Consider the following 21,618-nt stretch of genomic DNA (forward strand, 5'->3'; position numbering starts at 1 on the left):
CAGGAGCAATTAATGACCTTGCCTAAACGCGTTTTAATTCCAGCTGAATCCTGCATCTTCAAGTGGTTTGGGTATAGGCATCGTAAAATGGAAAATAAAAAGGCGCTTAACAATAAGCGCCTAATGGTATGATTGTCTGTGCATAAATGAAGGTAATGAGATTATAAGAAGCTTATGCTCCAAGAATTAATATGGCCAGAGTCCTTTCTATATTTATCAACAATTTTCAACTTCCAAGTCCCTTGAGAACTAACATTCGACATATCAAGATTATAGGTCTTAACTAGGCTGTTATTACTGCCTCCCCAATTTTTATGTAATGTAGTCACTTCACCCGTTGGGCTATATAGATCAATTTTAAGATCGCCCACAAAACTGTGAGTGATGTCGACATTGATACTAATATTGCTCGCATTGCCTGAATGAGTGACTGTAATTGGTAGTGTTACTCCATTATCATCATTATCTGGAATGTTAGTTTGGGTTGTGTAGCTATATATAATCGAATCTTCAACGGGGTCGATAGGGTCGATAGGGTCGATAGGGTCGATAGGGTCAACAGGGTCAACAGGGTCAACAGGGTCAACAGGGTCAACAGGGTCAACAGGGTCAACAGGGTCGATAGGGTCGACAGGGTCAACAGGGTCAATAGGGTCAACAGGGTCTGAACCTTCACAAGAATCCGTTAAATAAATACTGGCAGCGCTGGCATTCACTAAGCCATAACCGGTTCGGTCATCTCGCCCAGCAACATCAATATCGTCAGCTGTGGCGGTTAACGCGGCGCGGACTTCTGTTGCTGTACATTCTGGATGATGGCTCCACACTAAAGTGGCGACACCCGCGACATGGGGTGAGGCCATAGAAGTGCCATCGTAGAAAGCATAGTCGCCATCATCAAATGTGCTTAAGGTAGTACTGGAACCTAATTTCTCTTTAAGTAAAAGCCCTGTTGCTCTGTCTACGTTAGCTGCAATCAAGTTGATGCTACCATTTGCATCGACAAAACTGCTATTTTTAAGCCCTGGAAGTTGTTCTCCATTGAAAACAATGGCCCCTTTTGCACCATAATATTGGCAAGCACTAATCCCCCAAGTGACTCCATTTTCTTTTTGATCGATCAAACAAATGCTGTTTGTGACATTACCTGTACAGCTGGTTTGATTTAAATTGTTCATACTGCAATCAAGTATTACTAAATCGCCTGTGACACTGCCTAATATATTAGCCGATAGGGTTTCTTTTTTACCGTTAATGACTCTGCCTGTGTAAAGGTAACGAGTGGCTGGGAATATTTGATGCTCAATATACGATTTCCCGTCAACAATAATGTCGGCTAGATACCCTTCGCCTTGAGTGACCGTCGATAAAACAGCTACTCCCGGTGCCGATATTTCAACTTGAGGTGTATATTGTGAAAAAGCAGCGTGATTACCGTCATTGTCGACAGCGGCAACAGCCATGACACTGTCATATGAAGCGGGGTAGCTCAGTGCATTATTACCATCATTTCCTGCGGCAGCAATAAGCAAAACATCATTATTATAGTGTGTTTGCAGGGCGGTTTCTTCTAAAGAACTACGACTTGGGCCACCTAAACTCATGTTAATAACGTTAGCCCCATTTTCAGCGCATTTATCAATAGCACTTGCGACGCCAGAGGCATAACCCCAACCATCGCTATTAAACACTTTAACAATATGAACATTGACATTTTGGTTTGGCATGACACCTATAACGCCTTGACCATTACTGATCGCTGCGATAGTGCCAGCAACATGAGTGCCATGGGCATTATTGACACCCGGTACAGACCAATCACCTGTGCCTGTCACATTGGTGCCGCTAACATTATTACCGTTTAAATCTGGATGGCTAATATCATAACCTGAGTCGATAATACAAACCGTGCGGTTACTGGTTTGGCTATCATCGAGTAGGTCATTATTATCAGACAGTAGTCCTATGTGATCGAGTCCCCATGGACTGGCTTCATTGAAGGTAAAGTTACTATTAAATAATCTTCTAGGTACATCTTCTTCAACATATTCAACGTCCGCTCTAAGTTTTAGGGCATCGACTTCTGTCTGTGAAAGCGCACTAGTATAACTATTACTTCGGCCAATTCTGCGCACATCGGCGCGCTCGGTATCAAAACTTACCGCTTGCTGTAAAATCGCTTCTTGAGTAAACACTTCATGACTCATAGGCTCATAGTTCAGTGAATGAGAACTTGAACTCGCTGCGGTGTTTAAGTGAGTCGAAGAGCGACGCATGTTATTGGATGGGTTTTTAAATTTAACAATATAGCGCTTAGGTAATGGGTTCATCGAATCCGATGTTGGAGATGCTTGAGCGGGCGCTAAAATGCTTGTTTGCTCTATTGCATTGGCATTTACTTGATTTGATATAGCTAAAGACAAAAGTGATAACTTAATGGCTATCAGGGGCATTTTTTTTATTATCATAACGAGTCCATGTTGTGGGATCCTTTTGGATCGCCTTATTATTTTTATGTTAAGTATTTTTGTATTGCTTCATTAATCTATTTTTGTGACGTGCGCCACTGCTTATTTTTCACCCTTTTTAAAGTATTGTTAACCATATGACTGGCAAAATAAAAAGCGACCAAAATAAGAATAAATAAACTCTGTAATTGCTAATGGGGGAAGTAAGGAAGGGGAAAGAAAAGTAAGAGTAATTGTTAATGGAGGAATAAAGCAGGGAAGGGGAATGGTATATAAAAAAAGAGTACATTAAAAAAGGGTACAGTACTTTCGTTACTATACCCTGATTGATTAATATCGTGAGTGATGACTCAACGGTTAAGCATTCGAGTCATCAGCTGGATATTAGCCTAAAAGACCCATAACCAAACCAGTGTTTTGGTTAGCTGAAGATAATATGTTAGTCCCAGCTTGAACAAGAAGTTGGTTCTTCGTCATGTTACCAGTTTCAACCGCAAAATCAGTATCCATGATACGACCCGCAGCCGCTTTGGTGTTTTCAGTTACATTGGCAAGGTTTGATGCTGTGTGGCCTAAACGGTTAATGTTAGCACCTAAAGTTGAACGTGCTTCACCAACAACATCAATCAGTGCATCAACTGCATTCATTGCACCACCCGCACCAGCCCCTTGAGTAACAATGGTATCACCAGTATAGTCTGCATCTACACTTGCATCAGTTAGGCGTAGGGCAGTTAAATCTACGGTTGCTGTTGCACCATTAGCATCGCTTGCTGTGATCGCGGCTAAGTTTGTCTGAGCAACGGTAACATCTAAAGTTTCAGAACTTGAAGCACCAATTTGGAAGGTTGTAGTGTTAGCTAGTGCATCAAATAAGTTATTGCCAGCATAGGTAGTTTCTTCAAGAATACGTGTCATTTCAGCTGTTAACTGCTGAAATTCAGCATCTAAAGCTGCTAAGTCTTTACCTGAGTTCACACCGTTATTAGCTTGCGTAGCCAATTCTTTTTGACGGTTAGCAATAGTCGTAATTTCTTCTAATGCACCATCAGCTGTTTGCAACATAGAAGTCGCATCCGACACGTTACGGCTAGCCGTTTCCATGCCTGTCACGTTAGCATTTAAACGAGTAGCAATTTGTAATCCTGCTGCATCATCAGCCGCGCTATTAATGCGTAGACCCGTTGATAAACGCTCCATTGCATTGGATAGTAGGTCATTGGTTTTGTTTACAGAATTTTGTGCGATTAGTGAAGCATTGTTAGTTTGTACTGATAACATCTCTCTATCTCCGAAAATGTATTCATGATTGGTGTCAGCAAAATTAAAACGACGCCAAATTTCGGAACTGAAAGGATTTATAAAAAAGGGCAGGGTTTTAGTGGGTTTATTTTTTATTTTCTTTAAAATCAATTCTTTAGGGTTAATGATTCTTGGTTGTGAAATATGAGTAATTGTTTTTATATTATTTATTGTTGATTTAATTTGTTTTTTTTGTATTTGTTTTTTGTTTTAATTTGGTTTTTTATTTCACATGGGTTGTGTTTTTAAGTTGATAATACTGCTGATTTATAACGCGTTCTTATGGTGTTAATTTAAACAGCTGTGATGTTAATTTAAACCGTTAGATAAGAATGAAATAAGAAAGAGCTTCAACAAAGTTAAAGTTAAGGCTCTTTCGAACGTACAAAATATTAAGTACAAACCTATCTAATACTATTGAGTTTAGCTCAGCAGCCCTAATACTAAGCCAGTGTTTTGGTTAGCCGAAGATAGGATATTTGTCCCCGCTTGCACTAATAATTGATTCTTCGTCATGTTTGCCGATTCAATGGCAAAATCTGCATCCATAATACGACTAGATGCTTCTTGTGTATGTTGAGTGACATTAGCTAGGTTTGATGCTGTATGCCCTAAGCGGTTGATGTTTGCACCTAATGAAGAGCGAGTTTCCCCTATCAAATTAAGTAATCCATCAATAGCGTCCATTGCTCCTGCCGCACCAGAGCCGTCTTGACCTGCATAAAAGTCAATTGCCTCACTGGTGTCCGTTAAACTCATGCTAGTGAGTTCTACACGGCCACCATTACCTTGAGCATCAGTCATGCCAAATTTTTCTACATCAATGAAATCAACTTGAGCACTTAAGGTTTCTGAGCTAGACGCACCAATTTGAAAGTTAACGCCAGCATCTAATACATCAAATAATGCATTTCCGGCAAAAGTCGTTTCTGTCATTATTCGTTCAATTTCAGTGGTAAGCTCTTGAAATTCTTTATCCAGAGACTTGAGATCTTCTGCTGAATTGACACCGTTAGCGGCTTGAATAGCTAGCGATTTTTGTCTGTTGGCAATGTTTGTGATTTCGCTTAGCGCACCATCAGCCGTTTGTAGCATAGAAGTTGCATCTGATACGTTACGACTAGCGGTTTGCATGCCTATCACATTGGCATTTAAACGAGTGGCAATTTGTAAACCCGCAGCATCATCGGCAGCGCTGTTAATTTTCAGCCCCGTCGATAATCGTTCCATGGCGCTAGCAAGTAAGCTATTGTTGCTGTTGACTGAATATTGCCCTATTAATGAGGCATTATTCGTGTGTACTGATAACATAATATATCCCTTAAAATATGTTGATCATTGTGATGTTAAATGAAACGTTTGATGAGCTCCCCTCTATCGCATTCATTTTTATGTTAGTGATGACTTTGCAATGCATATGTGGATATAGAAAAATTAGGGAAAAGGTATAAATGCTCTAACTCATTCATGAATCGGGTTAGAATCCAATGTGGCTCTAACTTGAAATCGTTAATTATAATCATCAACAAATCGTTCGAATGAAGATAAAAGCGGTCCACTTGATTGTTAATCTGCATTATTTATAAGGTCATTATAAAGTCATAAAGAAGGCTAAGATTAAAACGAAGAAGGAGAGTGGAAAATAGCCTAGTAAGTTAACTAAATTAACCGAAAAATGAAACGCAATACCATTCTTATCTTAAGCATATAAGAAACATATAAGCTGACACCAATCAAATTATACATTTCAAACCCACTATCGCGGAGCAAATATTAAGTTTCATTCCTGACAAGGCTATATTGACAGGGCTAAACGAAAAAAGTTAACTCACTAGGACGCTGACTTTATTCTTATTTATTCACAAGTCGATTATCGATAAATGTCCTACCCATGAATAAATAAAGCGCCCCTCGTGATAGTATTTTACTATACTAAGAAAGCGCTTTGCTTGTCTTTATATTAAGGAATTAACCTAAAAGACCTAAAACCAAACCAGTGTTTTGGTTAGCTGAAGATAGGATGTTAGTCCCAGCTTGAACAAGCAGTTGGTTCTTAGTCATGTTAGCAGACTCAACTGCGAAATCAGTATCCATGATACGACCAGAAGCTGCCATAGTGTTTTCAGTCACGTTAGCCAAGTTAGCTGCTGTGTGACCTAAACGGTTGATGTTAGCGCCAAGCTTTGAGCGTTCAGTTGAAACGGCTTGAAGAAACCCATCTACTGCATCCATAGCTGCAAGTGCGTCAGTTTTATCAGTGTCAGTGCCGTTAGCAACTTGATTCGTTAGCTCAGCTAATGTACCTAAAGCTACATCTAATCTTTCGTCTGAACCAGAACCTATTTGGAAACTAGTACCAGTACCTGTTAATACACCGTCGGTGGCCTCAAATAATTTATTACCAGAAAATTCAGTTTTTTCAATAATACGTTTAACTTCTGCATTAAGTTGCTGGAATTCTGCATCTAAAGAATCCATATCTTCTTTTGAGTTCACGCCGTTCGCCGCCTGTGTCGCTAGCTCTTTTTGACGGTTAGCGATGGTTGTTAGTTCTTCTAGCGCGCCATCAGCAGTTTGTAACATAGACATGGCATCAGACACGTTACGGCTAGCAGTTTGCATGCCCACAACGTTTGCGTTTAAACGAGTGGCGATTTGTAGACCCGCAGCATCGTCAGCTGCACTGTTAATACGAAGACCGGTAGATAAACGCTCCATAGCGTTTGAAAGCAGGTCATTGGTTTTGTTGACTGAGTTTTGAGCGATCAGTGAAGCATTATTAGTATGTACAGATAACATGTTCAAATCCTTATTAAAGCGTCTTTAAAAAAATTAAAAAGTCTATTTTGTTTGTCACATTCAATAAAACGACGCTCAAACAACAAACTGAACATTTGTGTGAAAAAAAATGATCTAATGTTCGGTTTTGTTATAAAAAGATCACAGTTTTTTGTAGTTTGAATTTGTTTTTTGTTTTTGATTTAATTGGTTATTATCCACTTTGTTTTAATTTACCCCAAAAGATTAATTTTTTGTAACCCCGGCTCCCCCTCCCACTATCAAGACACCCATAATTAATCATTAATTAGTCTAATTCACATCAATTTTAGTGGTTCCCTCCTTGTAATTCATTGATGTTTGACCAAGGTCTTAATGCTTCTGTTCGTTTTAGAGTGTTTATTGCTCGTATTTATGTCAGTGTCACTATTCAGATGTCACTTTCAAGACATCCAGCACTATCAAGACATCCAGCACTATCAAGACATCCAGCACTACTATCAAAGCACCACTATCCACTATTAACGCTATCAAGAGAACGCTATCAAGACATCCAGCACTATTATCAAAGCACCACTATCCATTATTAATATCCATTATCAAGACACCCAAAATTAGCGCTGAATTAAGGGTATGAATGATATTCTAAAAAGGGATTTTGTTGGCTTGATGAACTTCTTGTGATGAGCTATCGAGGGTCGAAAGGCCGAAATCTAGTCTTGAAGGCTTAAATTCATCGGTTAGACGCTTTTATGTGTTTTTGAATCATTAGATATTTGATTCATTGAAATTGATTCAATGAAGGAGGATAAGTGATCATTTGTTATATTTTAAGGATATTACAGTTTAAGGTTCCAGCCATTGGTGGCAATTGGCGGCTCCTTGTCTTCTTTTTTTGTCTAAGTGTTCACAGTAAAGGCTGAGTTCTTGTAATGTTCCGACAGGGCCTTTAAATAATCGAGTAAAGTCAGAAGTGAGTTTGATCCAGTTTTGGATGGGAATATTGAGTTTTTCCAGAAGTGTTTTTGTTGGAATATAGAGAGATGCCTGTTTTTTTCCCTGAATAATTAGACTGGTGTCATTGAGTAGTTCGCAATAATCTTGAAAATGGAAGGTTAACCCTTTAGGTGAATTTTGGCTTCTATTACCGATGAAAGGAAGTAAATACTGAGGTTGTTTGTTAGCAGTTGTGGATTTGATTCTCTTTTGAATGCTAGTAAAATCTGCGTTTTCTAGAGTATTCGCTGTTTTTGCACGAATAGGATTGAGATCCACATAAGCCATACAAGCAATAATGGCGGCTTCGTCAAGTAATGCCTGAGATTTGAATCTTCCTTCCCAAAATCGTCCACTGCATTTATCTTCTTTATTCGCCATTCTCGCTATGGGCTCATTGAGTGTACGCATGAACCAGCTAATATCACTCAGTCTGCTTCGGTAAGTTGCTATTGTGTGTGCTAAAGTATCAATTTCATGGCTCTCAAGCTGTAGGCCCTTACTGAACTTTTGAGTGATGTTTGTCCCTTTGAATAGTTTGTGCCAGCGCTCAACAATTTCTTTATTACTCCAATTATTGGCTTGATAAATATCAATGCTTAAGACTAAATGTACATGATTAGACATAATGGCATATGAGCAAATATCGATAGAAAATATTTGTGCTAATTGCAGTAAGCGTTCTTCTACCCACTCTCGCCTATGTTCATAAGATTGCCCTGTATAATGGTCGACGCCACATAAAAATGCTTTACGTACACATCGTGAAATACAGTGATAAAAAGATGTATCTTCTAGACTAATAATGGATTTTCTTGGGGTAGGCATGAATACGACCTTAGCTGTTTAGCATCAACTATATTAAGCCTAGTCCAAAATACTTGATGTTTTAAGGTCAATATGAATTTCGAATTAAAATGGGTGTCTTGATTAAACTTCTTGATTAAACTGATTTGGGGCGGAATGATCTTCAAATAGGCTGTCAATGACGTTGAAGGGGAGTGGATAATAAGTTTTTATAGTAATCAATATTTTGAGGTATAAAGCCAATACAGAATGCATTGGCTTTATACTGGGGAGCGCGTAATGTGGATTGTAAATTAATGGTTTCTGTCTATTAATAATCCTTGAGTCATTAGCTGGCTATTGTGCCCAAAGGTAATACTTGCATTGGGCTCAATAATGAAAATTGCGTTAGGGGAAATAGACAGAGTCATGTCGTCACTAATGTGTAAATGGCTGCCTGAAGTTAGGGTAACCACTTGATAGCGCTTGATTTGAGTATCACCTGCAATGATAAAATTACCATCGAGTTCATATTCCGTTTCAAGGTTGTAGCCTGGGTCAATTTCAAATGGATCGGAAATTTTCAAGTCATCTGGTAATTCAACAACTAAGCTATTCCTAGCGATATCATTTAAAATTGGTGAGTTACGATATTGGCTATAATTGACACGTAAGCCATCAATCTCATTAGTTGCATGTTGAAAGTCTATGATTTTATCAGATATCTCAGAGATTAAATGACTTCCCCACCAGTTAAATTTGGCATTTATGATGATTGATGATAAAGGAATTGAAGCCTCAAAAGAATGCTGACTTTCTTCTGCATACGCATGGAAAGGGTAGACCTGACTAAATAAGTGGATGTTATTATCAATGAAGTCATTATATTCAATTAATGTTTCGACATTTTGAGTTTCTGGTACGACATCAATGCGTATGGCTTGCTCATTTTCAATGAAACGAGTACGGGTGATTTTTATTTTTGTTGGCTCATTGATAAGATTTAAAGAGGTGTTTGAGTTAATTCTTTCTGGATAGGTAATTGCTGGTACTAGATTGGCGTAAATGCCTTGTTGTGCATGTTGAACTTGTGAGTATCTAAGGTTTATTTCTGCTCCTTGAGAGACTTGGATCCCTTGCCACTCTTGGTTGATTAAGTGCGATGCAGCGCTAAAATTAACTCTGTTATGGGAGGCTCCGTTGGCATATAAGCTACCATTTAGATTTATTTTAGCGCCTTCTTCTGCAATAACTTGAACGCCTTCAAACAATTGCCAGTGACCATCTACATTGATTTGACTATTTTGACGTAAGTAAATGACGGCGCCTGGTTCCGCAATAAACCTTGCTGTTTCAGTAATGGTGAGCATGCTATTTTCACTGACAGTGAGCAAACTGTTTGCCGTAAGTGTTGCTAATTGGTATGGCTTGAATTGGGTATTTCCCGCAATTAAAAAATTACCATCCAATTGATAATGACTTTCTCGATTGAATCCTGGATCTATGGTGATAGGGTCGTCTAATTTCCATTTTTGAGGTAATGCCAACATGAATGCATTGGTTAAAATGTCATTGTAGTAGATCGATTGCCTGTAATGACTGTAGTCGACCCTTAATGCATGGTTGTTTCGGCTCTCTTCGCTTGAAATGCTTTGGGTATCTCGAATACTTTGTTTTATTTGACTGGTATCGGTTGTAGACCACCAATTAAAGCGAGCATCAACAATGGATGGACTTAGTTCTGTACCATGAGTATGTGCTTGGCTAGATGTATAAAGGTGGTATTCATTATCACTAAATTGATTGTATTGAATGTTGGAATCTAATTGGCCAAATGTATGTAACTCACTAATGTTGATAGCTGTTTGGTTATGACTGAAAGTACTATAGCGGACATTAAGTTGGCTGGTAGGCGTACTATTTATCGTGTTTGCTGTTTCAGTGTTAACATGGGTGTCTAAATAATTATTATGGGTGTCTAAATAATTATTATGGGTGTCCGAATTAGCGGGGAACAAAATAGTGGTGCCGATTTGGGCGCGGATGGCATTGACTGCGTGGCTTATTTGAGTGTATTGCAAGTTCACTGTAGAGCCATTGTAAGTCGTTATGCCTTGCCAGTCGGTATTTGTTGGTGATAGCTGCACTGATTGCAATCTATTCATGTTGTAAGCATTGCCAAACGAGTTTAATTCACCATAAACCGCAATTTCAGCATTTTCACCAATATCAATATTAACCCCTTCTTCCAAAATTAATGCGGCATTTGGATCAATTGTGATTTTCGCATCGGCGCTTAAATAAACATGGGTGTCTTGGGTAACGATGATCCTGTCACCGGCATCAATCTGAACATCTTGCTGTATAACCCATTGCTCTGAAGCGTAATAATCTGTAGCTAACGCTGAGGGTGATAAGATTAATGCTGTTATGCTTAAAGAGGTGAATGTCATCAAACTTGTGAAACGTGAAATAGAACCAATATAAGTACGCACAGTCATTTCCTTTTAAATTTGTTGAGTACTTGGATAGCAATGAACGGGTGATCTTTATATCAATGCTATCGTTCTTGTCTTTCAATTGGCGCTACCTTACCCCTGAAGGAGTGGCAAATAAACCCTCCCTCATCACAAATTAAACATTTTATTAACAAATTGTGATGAAGATCGAATAAATACTCGTCTTACGAGTTATCTAGAGGTTTGACCACTGTGTATGTGATATTTTGTAGATAATAAAATGTCAATTTAATTAAATGGCAGTCGATTAAACTTAATGGATTATTCTGTTATAGAGGTGAAAGTATAGAGATGCTTTTTAGAGGCTAGAGCCATTTAGATTGTTCTTCGCGTGGATAAAGGAGTGTTGATGTGTGGTGGAGCATGCTGATGCCAATCACCCAACATGTAGATGGGTGACTTCAATTTATTATCGAATTTATACTAGCCTAACAATGACGACACTTGATTGCGATTAACGTTGGCTTGTGCCATGAGTGATCGTACATGGGCACTGAAAGGGCTAGGCTGCATGAGGGTATTAAGGCGCTGTAAAGTCGTCTGCACATCAAAATCGGGCTGTTGAGCCGTGTTGACCTGTTTAAGTTGTAAACGGATTTTTTGTTGTACTTCGCCTAATTCTTGCAATTGTTTTTCAATCTTACTCAAGGATTTACTGATCTTGGCCAGGCTTTGCTTCAGTTCACTCTGGCTATTAAATTGCCATTCTCTTGGATCTTGCCAGTTAAGCTCTTCGATGACTTTAATTAATCTGGGCTCTCCAGCTGGTAGGCGTTGACCTTGTCCCGTCATAAAGATGCCATCTTTTATTAGTTGCCACTGTTGCTCGTGAGTATTAAACAAACTAGGCAATGTCTGCGTGCCCATTGCTTGATGAGTTGGTGCGTGTTGAGCTTGCAGTTGGATCCCCAGAGGTTGAAGACTTGCCGCTAGATGGCTCGATAAACGAGCTTGAGAGTAATTCGCCGGTAAGGTGATATTTATTGTAGTACCGCCGAGCTGTAAGCTAATGCGCTCGTCTCTGCTTTTAGGTTGTGTTAGCTCCACAGATTTCAATCTAAATTGGCGTGGACTTGCTGGTCGGCTAGGGGAGATCACATTAAGCTGATGATCAATTAGGGCTTTACCTTGGTATTGGGGAGTGAGATTCACTAATCTTTGCTGTAATCGTAAACAGGTTTGATCGGGCTCTGCGTGTATGGCTGAGGTATTTTTTAGCGATACATTGACTTGTTTTTTCAGTTTTTTAAGCAACTGAACCACTTGTTTTAAGCTATGTTCAGTGACTTGTGCTGCTGAAATCTTATGTTGCCCTTGGGTGACTTTTGCCCAGCGAACATAAGATTCCAGTCTGTGGGTCGGAATGGAGGACACTTTGGCCTGAACGTTTGGCAGAGATTGTGGCAGTTCACTGATCGGTGCACTAACAGTTTGACTGCGATGTTGAACATTTAGGCTGTCTGTAACTCCATTAAGCATAATTTTTTATCTCTATGTTTGGCTAAATAGCGAAAGTTTACTGATCTCAATAAAAGTGTATTGTGTGGCTTGAAGTGCCGTCATTAGTTTTGTTGATTCTGAAATAGAAGCAGCATAATCTAAATCTTTGATTTCACCTATGACTCCTTTACTAAAAATATTCATTTCTTCGTGAGAGGTTTTGGTTAAACTTAGGCTATTTTGCTTACCACCTAAATCTGTAATCGTTGCACTAATGCTGTTTAGGGTATCATCCAATGTGGCAAGCATATCTTCAGCGGCGGTATCGAACCCAGCATCTCCCGGTGATAATGTGGGATCGTTTAACACTTCCATGTAAGCCTGAGCCTGATTGAAAATATCATTACTGCCATTACTGAAAATGAAGGCTTCTGCAGTAACATTGGCTTCCATCCAGGTATTATTGGCTACTTGTACTTCCCGTTGGTTACTATCGCCTTGGTAGCTGTACACCCCACCAGTGTTCAGCAGGGGCTGAGTGTTGGTTAAATTACCAGAAAATAGGTAATTACCACTTTCATCGGTTGCATTGACTAATGACACCATGCTCTTCATGAGTTCTTTCATTTCGTCGCCGTAGGCGGCTCTATCTTCTGGTGACAAGCTGCCATTGTTAGAGGCAACGGCAATTTCACGTAAACGCCCTTGTAAATCTATCATGCTGGATAAATGGGTTTCAGAGCGATCAAGGCCAGTACTGAGCGAGTCAATATTTTTGATGTATTGTGACGTTGCAGCGACATCGCGCTCAGTGCCTATGACTTGTACGGCACCGATAGGATCGTCAGAGGGCTTAAGCAGCTTAGTGTACGTTGCTTGCATTTCATTATGTCGAGCCATTTCAGCCGTTGATTTTTGTAGGCTATACAGATTACTGCTGTACATGTTTTGCATACTAACGCGCATAATTTATTTCCTTAAATGCTGCTTAAAAGAGTTTGAAACAACTGATCGGCCGTAGAGATAATTTTGGCATTAGCTTGATATTGTTGTTGGTATTGGATGAGATTCACTCGCTCTTCATCTAAATTGACGCCGCTAGTGCTCGACCATTGAGCTTGTGCATTCATTTGTAATTGTTTACTGGTTTCAGCATTTAATCCGGCTTGACGTGCGCTTGAACCTAGTTGACCGATTTTGGCTGCAAAGGCATCGCCCATAGTGGTAGTGGCATTGATAGAGCCAAAGGTAAAGCTAGTATTAACTATATTGACAAGATCTTTAAGGTTGCTGTTATCCCCTGGGGTACTATCTTTACCAAAAGCCAGCATGTCAGAGGTAAAGCCAGATGTCAGGGTTAAGGTACCTGCTGGGTTGCCAGGATCATAGCTAAACAAATCGACTGTTGGAGTGGCACCATTAAGATCGGTACCATTTTTGAGTACGGTATTAAATTCATCCGCTAAGTTTTTAGCCATTTCGTTGGTAAAAGTGATGGAGTCTGCGAGATCGTTATCGCGATAGTCCAGTAACGCCCCTAAACTGCCACCAGTGCTTTCATCCACAGGAAAGCTTGACTGACCAAACTCAATACTCACTTGATTCAGTGTTGGATTACTATTGAGTGGTGATGTCACTAAAGTTGAGGTGATAGTGCCAGCAAGTAATGGCTGGCCTTGAGCCAATGAGATATTCACCATGCCATTGCTTTCTTCTGTGACGCGAATGTCGATAATTTTGGCAAGATCATCAATGGCAACATCACGGCTATCTAATAATGAAGCAGACGGATTGCCGTTATTGGCCGATGCTTGGATCTCTGTGTTTAAACGGGCAATAGTGTTAAGTTGCGTATTGATTTCATTGACCGAAGCGCCAATTTGGCTTTCTATTTGGGTGGTTTGTGTACTTAAACTATCGCTGATTGAGTTGATACGCTGGCTTAAGGCTTTAGCTTCATTGAGCACACCTTGGCGGTAAGCGGTTTCGCTGGGTTTTTCCATTGAGGCATTGAGCGCTGCAAACAGGGAATCTAAGCCTTCAGAGATATTATTGCCGTCAGTATTGAAAATGGTTTCTACTTGACTGTGATAGCTTTGTTGAGTATTGGCGTAACCCACGCTACTGCTTGAATTCCAAAGCTGAGCGACTTGATATTGATCTGAAATGCGGCGAATGCCATCCACATTGACGCCAGCACCGCCGCCATATTGCCCACCTGCTACCGAGCTGCTCATGACTTGTTGGCGTGAATAACCGACCACCGCAGCGTTAGCAACATTATTTGAGGTGGTATTTAAGGCTGCCATACTGGCCGTTAGCCCTGACATACCAATATTGAGAAGACTCATGTTGTTTCCTTAATTTAGTCGAACAAAGCTGCTAATACCCATTCCCTATGTGTTCAGAGCGGGGGTTATACCGACATGCTTACGCTTTACTTCACGTTTATTGGCGTGATTAGCGCAGGCTGCATGGCTGTGGTTGATATATTGGTCGCAATATTAGCGGCGTTTTGTGTTGATATTTGTTCATTAGAGGCGACCGCTTCAGGGCGTGACTTAAGGGCGCTGGCTAATTGTTTGGTCATGACGCTGGCAAGGCCTGTGCTTTGCATTTGACTTAAGCGTCCGGCAAGCTCTGAGTCATGCCAATCACGATATAAGCTGTCTTTTTGCGCCGAGAGTGGGTTATCTTCATCCGCCATCACATCGGATGCACTGCGCATTTGCTTTAGCACTGTTTGTAAAAACTGCGCTTCAAACTGCTGGCTGACCAGTTTTAGCGCACCGTACTCGCCGTTGCTTTTGATAAGATCGCCAGCATTCGTTTGATTTAAGTAGCTATGTGAATTGTCGAGTTTCATATGCACGCCATTACTGAATGTTAAAAAGCAAGCTTAACCGCCTAATTGCTTAAGCGATAAGCTTGCTGGGGTTGAACCGTTATTATATGACCACGAGCTCGGCTTCTAGTGACCCAGCTTCGTCTAAGGCTTGCAAAATAGACATTAAGTCCATGGGAGAAGCACCTAGGCTGTTAATGGCCCTGACAATTTCTTCCAATGCAACCCCTTCTTCCCAGACAAACATATGTCCGCTGCCTGTATCGAGATCCACTTGGCTATCGGTTGTCACCACAGTACGGCCTTGTGCGACACCATAAATTGCACTGTTTGGTTGGCTGACTTGTGGTTTTTCGATAATGCTCACGGTTAAATTACCATGGCTAACTGCCGCTTTTCGCACTACGACACCGCCACCCATAACGACTGTACCGGTTCGGCTATTAAAGACCACTCTGGGTGGTTTACGCCCTTGTAGAATTTGCAGCTCTTCTAGCATGGACATGAAGGTAATACGTTCACGGTGAGATTTTGGGGCGCGGACTAATACCTTGCCTTTGCTGTCGGCTGCCGCGACATTTGGACCAAAAAGATCGTTGACGGCGCGTTCGATATTGCGAGCGGTTTTAAAGCTTGGGGCTCTAAGGTTCAGGACAATATGATCTTTGCCATGAAAGTTACTGGGAATTTCTGCTTCCAATATGGCGCCATTAGGAATATTGCCTACTGTGGTGACATTGACTGTCACTGAGGTGCCATTACGACCTTGAGCGGAAACGCCGCCAACGACTAAGTTACCTTGCGCCACGGCGTAGATTTCACCATCCACCCCTTTTAGCGGTGTCATTAATAGGGTTCCGCCACGTAAACTTTTCGCATCACCTAATGATGATACTGTGATGTCTATAGTTTGCCCTGGGCTGGTGAGCGCTGGCACGGTTGCATGCACGGCAACGGCGGCCACGTTTTTCAATTTAGGATCGATTCTATCGTCAAGTTGTACACCAAATTGTTTAAGCATATTGACAACAGATTGACTGGTAAATTTGACTTGAGTGCGATCGCCTGTGCCATTTAGCCCCACCACTAAACCGTAACCCACTAACTGGTTACCACGAATACCTTGTACATCGACAATGTCCATGAGATATCGAGTTTGGGTCGACTCTTGGGCGAAACTTGGACCTGTGGTTAGCATCAAAAACACACTGGCGAGTAATGTTAATTTTTTCATTTTCCCCTTCCTTGCCGAAGTGAATCGAAGTTGGAATAAATCTCGCATCATAATGGGAACCATGGACTGTTAAAGTAACGTGCTGCCCAGCCCATAGAGTTACTATCGGCAATGGCGCCTTGGCCACCATAAATGATGCGAGCATCAGCAATTCTTTGAGAAGAAATGGTGTTGTCTGTACCGATATCATCGATACGAATAAGGCCAATTAAGCGCAAATACTCATCGCCCTGATTAAGCCTTAACCACTTTTCACCACGAATAAGGAGCGCACCATTAGGCAGTACTTTAGCAACGGTGACGGTAATGGAACCCGACAGTTGATTTTGCTGTGTACTGGAACCGCTGCCATCAAAGGCACGACCAAAAGATCCATCGGCATTGGCAGAATAAGCATTACCATCAATATCTGAGGTTAAACCGAAACCCATTTGTTGATCTTTGCTGGTTGAAGTATCAGCCTTTTTGCTTGAAAAGGTTTTTTCATCCAAAGCAACGGTGAGAATGTCACCTTCTCTAAAAGCACGCTTATCTTTAAACAGGGTTAACATATAACCCTGACGATATAGGCTGCCATCTTTTGCCTCTGGTAGGCTGTAATCGATTTCTGGCGGTGCCCATTCAGCAAGACCGGGTTGGGTTTCGGCCTCTGGAAAATGGGCTGCACAACCTGATAATACTAACAGCACTCCTATCCATAAATGACGCATTCGTATCCCTTATCGTATTGGTGTAAAGTGGAACAACATCAGTTTCGATTAAAGAGACTGGTTGAGAAATTTAAGCATGTCATCTGACGCTGAAACGACTTTGGCGTTCATTTCATAGGCGCGTTGGGTTGAGATCATTTCAACCATTTCTTCAACAACATTGACGTTTGCACCTTCTAACGAACCTTGTCTTAATTGGCCCATGGCTTGATCGCCTGCAATTCCTTCAATGGCGGTACCGGATGCGGATGTTTCGCGGTAAAGGTTGTCACCGCGCGCTTCAAGACCCGTTGGGTTACTGAAGTTGACGAGTGTGATTTGACCGAGTTCTTGTGAGTCACTGTTACCGGCAATTTGTGCTGATACAGTACCGTCTGCTGCAATGGTGATGTTGAGTGCATCTTCAGGAATTTCGATATTTGGCACTAAAGGCAAACCTTGAGAGGTCACCATTAAGCCTTCACTGCTACGATAAAATTGACCGTTACGGGTATAACCAATATCGCCGTTTGCTTCTTCAATTTGAAAGAAACCTTGTCCTTCAATGGCAATATCGAGCTGTTGGTTGGTCGTTAGCATGTCGCCTGTGGTGAAAACTTTTTGCGTGCCAACCACGCGAGTACCTGTACCTAGCTGTAAGCCTGAAGGCAGTTGGTTGAGCTCATCAACTTGACCACCAGGTTGACGTTGTACTTGGTAGAAAAGATCGTTAAAAGCGACACGGTCACGTTTAAAACCTGTGGTGTTAACGTTTGCCAAGTTGTTGGCAATGGTGGTCATTTTAACATCTTGAGCCGTTAGGCCTGTTTTACTTACCCATAATGCTGATTGCATTTTCTTATCCTTTAAGCGTTTTTAATCAGGCGGTTGCCTGCTTCGGCTAATTTTTCGGCGCTTTTCATCAATTTGACTTGAATTTCAAATTGACGGCTGAGATCCATTGAAGCGATAAGCTCACTGACGGCTTGCACATTACTGGCTTCTAAAAAACCACTGTCGACTCTGACGCTGTCATCGGCGACAAGAGGATTGCCATCGCGGCTGTAAAACAGACCGTCTTGTCCTTTCTTCATGGTGTCGAGTTCAGGGTTAACCATTTTGAGCTGAGCAACTTGCTCAATAATCGCGCCTTCAGCGCCTAGAATGCTAATACGGCCATCGTCGCCAACAAAGAGTTCACGGTATTCAGGCAGCACAATTGGGCCGTTTAATCCTTGTACGCTGCGACCATCAAGAGTCAGTTGACCTGTTGCATCTGGTACAATGGCACCGGAGCGCGTATAGGCTTCACCTTCGTCTGTCATCACAGTAAATAAGCCATGATCGCGGATCGCTAAATCAAGGGTGCGGCCTGTAGGGTTTAGGGCGCCGGCCTGTTTGTTAAAGCCTGTGTCTTCCGTTTGTGCCAGTACGCGAGTGCGCAAACTGTTGCCCATCGGCGTCACTGTTTGTGCATTAACGCGTTCGAGATCAGCTTTAAAACCTGTGGTATCGGCATTGGCTAAGTTATTTGCGCGAATGGACTGAGCTTCCATTATTCGCGCCGCACCTGTGGCCGCTGTGTATAGCATTCTATCCATGCTGTGATCCTTACATCCTATTAGGTTATTTAATATGGAAAACGGACTGAGTCGCTAGGCCACTCAGTCAAGCGTCAATGGCATTAAATGGCGTTTAATAGGGCTTGTTGCATGGTTGAGTTTGCATCGAGCACTTTGGCATTTGATTGATAGTTACGTTGTGCTGTCATTAGGTTCACCATTTCAGCGGTGGTATCCACATTTGACCCTTCAAGGTAGCCTGAGGTTACCCCACCTAATGTGCCCGTTGTAGGCGAGCCAATGACCGCTTGACCCGCTTGGTTTGTGGCGGCCCAAGCATTGTTACTGACAGGAGTTAGACCATTGGGATTGTTAAAATCGGCTAATACCACTTGACCTTGCAATTGCTCTTGCCCATTAGTGTAAGTGCCGTAAAGCATGCCATTTTCATCGAGACGAATACCGTTTAGCTCGCCTGAGCTATAGCCATCTTGGCTGAGACTCGAGTTATTATAAGCACTCTTATTTTGTGTCATGTTGGTATAACTTAAACTGAAGTTTAAATCTTCAACACCTGCGATAATGTTAGGGTGGGTACCGCTAGTAATACTCAGGGCATTAGTGCCAACGGTATTTAACGTGCCATCGTTGTTAAAGGTCAGGTTATTTGTGCCAACAACCTCGCCATCCATCATATAATTAATGGTCCAAGCATTGTCAGCTGTTTTGACATGATATTCAGTGAGGGCGTGCTCTCCGCCTTGAGAATCATTCAGTATAATGGTGGTGGAAGAATGAAAGCTACTGCCGTTATTAGCATCGAAAGGGATAGCAATAGGATCGATAATATCAGCGGTGCCATCTAAATTGGACGCAATCCCGACTGAGGTGGTGGCTTTGGCAGCAAGGTTGCCTGATTGGATTTGTAAGTCACTGATATTACCGTTTTGCAGCTGTTTTGCCGCATTAACAGGGTAACCTTGCAAGCGGTTACCGGCAGGATCGACCACATAACCATTTGCATCTTGATTGAACATGCCCGCACGGGCATATAACGTGCTGCCATCTTGTCCGGATAAGACGAAGAAACCATCACCTTGAATACCTAAGTCAAGTTCACGGCCGGTATAGCTTAATGTGCCGCCCGTTGAGAAATTTTGTGTGGTGGACATGACGTTGACACCGCCAGCTTGACCACCATTATAAATGGCAGCAAATTCACTGCGTCCGCCTCTAAAGCCTACAGTTGATGCATTAGAGATGTTATTACTGATGGTGTTTAAGTCTTGGGTTGTTGCTTGCAGGCCACTCAGTGCGATGTTGTAAGACATAAGAAGGTTTCCTTTATTAAATCAATATGAAGTCAATTAAATGCCGTTGATTGGAAGTTCAATTAAGACACTTCAGATATTTCAAGAACAGAAACTGTTCCTAGTCCATAGCCAAGTTCGGCCATCATCATGCCTGAGGCACTGGCAAAGTGAATTTTTTCAATGGGTGCTTGTACGAAAGTTTTTAAGCTGGTGGACTCATCGCCTGTGGTGGCTTTGGCTTGCAGTTTGTATTCGCCTTTAGGTAAGCCAAGAACTTGAGGGTTTATGTCAAAAGGAGTATCGCCTTTACCTTGTGCGCCTAAGTTGATGGTGTGGGCCACGTTGCCGTTAACATCGACAATCTCAACACTCACCTCACTTGTGGCATTTTCAAGATAAATTTTCCCTTGAATGGTGTCACTGTCAGCTTCAATTTTGAGTGAATCGGCTGCGACCATGGCGTCTTTGCCAATTAGATTCGCTGATTGCACTATGCCCATGTTTTCAATCATCACCATTTGGGTGTTTTGATCTGAGCGCATTTTTTCTAAACTTTCGACCTGTGAGAACTGCGCTAATTGAGACACATATTCTGTGCCATCAATAGGGTTAGTTGGATCTTGGTTTTGAATTTGTGCAATCATTAACGTCATGAATTCGTTGGTTAGTGCGCTTGAACTGTCTGCACTGGTTGCGACTTCAGGGGTGTTATAACTGCTGGATAACGCATTAACATTCATCTTAATTAGCTCCGAGTTGTAAGAGACCTTGCTGCATTGAGCGAGCGCGATTCATGACTTCTACACTGGTTTCAAAGGCGCGACTGGCGGCCATCATGTCTGCCATTTCATCGACAGTGTTGACGTTGGAATAGGCCACATAACCTTGTTTGTCGGCAAAAGGATGATCCGGCTCGTAACGCATATCGAGGGGGGCATCGGTTTCTACAATGGCGGCGACGTCCACTTGAGCGCTGGTTACTTGACCATCAACCTTGTTATAAATAGTCGAAAAAACAGGTTTTAATGCTCTGTAAGCATCATCAGGGTTTTGGGCTGCCGCGCCTGCGTTGGCAAGGTTACTGGCCACGGTGTTAAGGCGAATGGTTTGTGCATTCATTCCTGCACCCGCAATTTGATAGATTTCTCCAAATGACATATTGAGTTCCTACTGTCCTTCAATGGCGGATTTTAATCCGGAGATTTTCATATTGAGAAAAGTCAGGCTGGTTTGATAATCCATGGCATTTTGAGAAAATCTAGCCTGTTCTTTTCCGAGTTCTACGGTGTTTTCATCGGCAGAGGTTTGATAAGGCACGCGGTAACCCATTTCATAATCACGATCTGGGGTCATGCCAGCATTGACTTGCGACATGACTGAACTGAAGTCCAAATCTCGAGCCTTATAACCTGGGGTTTCAGCATTCGCTAAGTTTCCTGCGAGTACCTTGCTTCGTTCTACCCTAAAATCCAGTGCCTGGGGATGAATACCCAGTGCTGCATCAAGATTAATGGCCATATCGGCTCCTCGTAATAAAATGATTAAAGCGGTGTTACCGTGAATGGATGTCTATCATTCAATTACTGTGCCAACTATTTTTATTGTTTTATATTAACTGTTTATGGTTTTTTGTGGTTGAAATTAGGAATGGCTACTTCCTCTTTACTCCTTTCATTTCCTATTATT

19 protein-coding genes are annotated in these 21,618 nt (G+C 41.7%); 1 reads left to right on the forward strand and 18 read right to left on the reverse strand.

Annotated features, from left to right (window positions below; translation table 11 throughout):
* Positions 1-161: 161 nt before the first annotated feature.
* From Q0779_RS17850 to Q0779_RS17865, 4 genes are all read right to left on the reverse strand, one after another.
* Complete coding sequence (locus tag Q0779_RS17850; RefSeq protein WP_298774657.1) at positions 162-2,468, reverse strand: S8 family serine peptidase; 2,307 nt, start codon at positions 2,466-2,468, stop codon at positions 162-164.
* 384 nt (positions 2,469-2,852) lie between these two features.
* Positions 2,853-3,749: a flagellin gene (locus tag Q0779_RS17855; protein ID WP_298774658.1), complete on the reverse strand. Its 897-nt coding sequence runs from the start codon at positions 3,747-3,749 to the stop codon at positions 2,853-2,855.
* A gap of 444 nt (positions 3,750-4,193) precedes the next feature.
* Entirely contained in the window at positions 4,194-5,081 is an 888-nt protein-coding gene (locus tag Q0779_RS17860) for a flagellin (RefSeq protein ID WP_298774660.1), read from the reverse strand.
* A gap of 657 nt (positions 5,082-5,738) precedes the next feature.
* Positions 5,739-6,569 (reverse strand): flagellin, encoded by an 831-nt coding sequence (locus tag Q0779_RS17865; protein WP_298774662.1) that lies wholly within the window; start codon positions 6,567-6,569, stop codon positions 5,739-5,741.
* A gap of 335 nt (positions 6,570-6,904) precedes the next feature.
* Here Q0779_RS17865 and Q0779_RS17870 point away from each other — a divergent pair, with 335 nt between their 5' ends.
* Positions 6,905-7,138 (forward strand): hypothetical protein, encoded by a 234-nt coding sequence (locus tag Q0779_RS17870; protein ID WP_298774663.1) that lies wholly within the window; start codon positions 6,905-6,907, stop codon positions 7,136-7,138.
* Between the two features lie 256 nt (positions 7,139-7,394).
* Here Q0779_RS17870 and Q0779_RS17875 read toward each other — a convergent pair whose 3' ends face one another.
* The 14 genes from Q0779_RS17875 to flgB all read right to left on the reverse strand — a co-directional run bounded on the left by Q0779_RS17875 (position 7,395) and on the right by flgB (position 21,450).
* On the reverse strand, positions 7,395-8,372 hold the full coding sequence (locus Q0779_RS17875; RefSeq protein ID WP_298774664.1) for a transposase: 978 nt from the start codon (positions 8,370-8,372) through the stop codon (positions 7,395-7,397).
* Between the two features lie 272 nt (positions 8,373-8,644).
* Complete coding sequence (locus Q0779_RS17880) at positions 8,645-10,825, reverse strand: hypothetical protein (protein WP_298774667.1); 2,181 nt, start codon at positions 10,823-10,825, stop codon at positions 8,645-8,647.
* Positions 10,826-11,272: 447 nt separating this feature from the next.
* Positions 11,273-12,328 carry a hypothetical protein gene (locus tag Q0779_RS17885; RefSeq protein ID WP_298774669.1) on the reverse strand — a complete coding sequence of 352 codons (1,056 nt, stop codon included), beginning with the start codon at positions 12,326-12,328 and terminating at the stop codon, positions 11,273-11,275.
* Positions 12,329-12,340: 12 nt separating this feature from the next.
* Positions 12,341-13,255 (reverse strand): flagellar hook-associated protein FlgL, encoded by a 915-nt coding sequence (flgL, locus tag Q0779_RS17890; RefSeq protein WP_298774670.1) that lies wholly within the window; start codon positions 13,253-13,255, stop codon positions 12,341-12,343.
* A gap of 11 nt (positions 13,256-13,266) precedes the next feature.
* Entirely contained in the window at positions 13,267-14,640 is a 1,374-nt protein-coding gene (flgK, locus tag Q0779_RS17895; RefSeq protein ID WP_298774673.1) for a flagellar hook-associated protein FlgK, read from the reverse strand.
* Between the two features lie 86 nt (positions 14,641-14,726).
* The gene (locus Q0779_RS17900) at positions 14,727-15,155 is read right to left on the reverse strand and encodes a rod-binding protein (protein ID WP_298774675.1); all 429 of its coding nucleotides are present in this window, start codon (positions 15,153-15,155) and stop codon (positions 14,727-14,729) included.
* An 82-nt stretch (positions 15,156-15,237) separates the two neighbouring features.
* A complete protein-coding gene (locus tag Q0779_RS17905) occupies positions 15,238-16,368 on the reverse strand; it encodes a flagellar basal body P-ring protein FlgI (RefSeq protein WP_298774678.1) in 1,131 nt (376 codons plus the stop codon).
* Positions 16,369-16,415: 47 nt separating this feature from the next.
* Positions 16,416-17,078 carry a flagellar basal body L-ring protein FlgH gene (gene flgH / locus Q0779_RS17910; RefSeq protein WP_298774680.1) on the reverse strand — a complete coding sequence of 221 codons (663 nt, stop codon included), beginning with the start codon at positions 17,076-17,078 and terminating at the stop codon, positions 16,416-16,418.
* A gap of 48 nt (positions 17,079-17,126) precedes the next feature.
* Positions 17,127-17,912 (reverse strand): flagellar basal-body rod protein FlgG, encoded by a 786-nt coding sequence (gene flgG / locus Q0779_RS17915; protein WP_298774683.1) that lies wholly within the window; start codon positions 17,910-17,912, stop codon positions 17,127-17,129.
* 11 nt (positions 17,913-17,923) lie between these two features.
* Positions 17,924-18,658, reverse strand: coding sequence for a flagellar basal body rod protein FlgF (locus Q0779_RS17920; protein WP_298774685.1), 735 nt, complete (start codon positions 18,656-18,658; stop codon positions 17,924-17,926).
* A gap of 83 nt (positions 18,659-18,741) precedes the next feature.
* Positions 18,742-19,950, reverse strand: a complete 1,209-nt coding sequence (gene flgE / locus Q0779_RS17925; RefSeq protein WP_298774689.1) for a flagellar hook protein FlgE — start codon at positions 19,948-19,950, stop codon at positions 18,742-18,744.
* Positions 19,951-20,012: 62 nt separating this feature from the next.
* Positions 20,013-20,672: a flagellar hook capping FlgD N-terminal domain-containing protein gene (locus tag Q0779_RS17930; protein WP_298774691.1), complete on the reverse strand. Its 660-nt coding sequence runs from the start codon at positions 20,670-20,672 to the stop codon at positions 20,013-20,015.
* A 1-nt stretch (position 20,673) separates the two neighbouring features.
* On the reverse strand, positions 20,674-21,090 hold the full coding sequence (gene flgC, locus Q0779_RS17935; RefSeq protein WP_298774692.1) for a flagellar basal body rod protein FlgC: 417 nt from the start codon (positions 21,088-21,090) through the stop codon (positions 20,674-20,676).
* 9 nt (positions 21,091-21,099) lie between these two features.
* Positions 21,100-21,450, reverse strand: coding sequence for a flagellar basal body rod protein FlgB (gene flgB, locus Q0779_RS17940; protein WP_298774694.1), 351 nt, complete (start codon positions 21,448-21,450; stop codon positions 21,100-21,102).
* Positions 21,451-21,618: the final 168 nt, after the last annotated feature.

The organism is uncultured Shewanella sp. (genome assembly GCF_947491715.1).
Classification (GTDB): domain Bacteria; phylum Pseudomonadota; class Gammaproteobacteria; order Enterobacterales; family Shewanellaceae; genus Shewanella.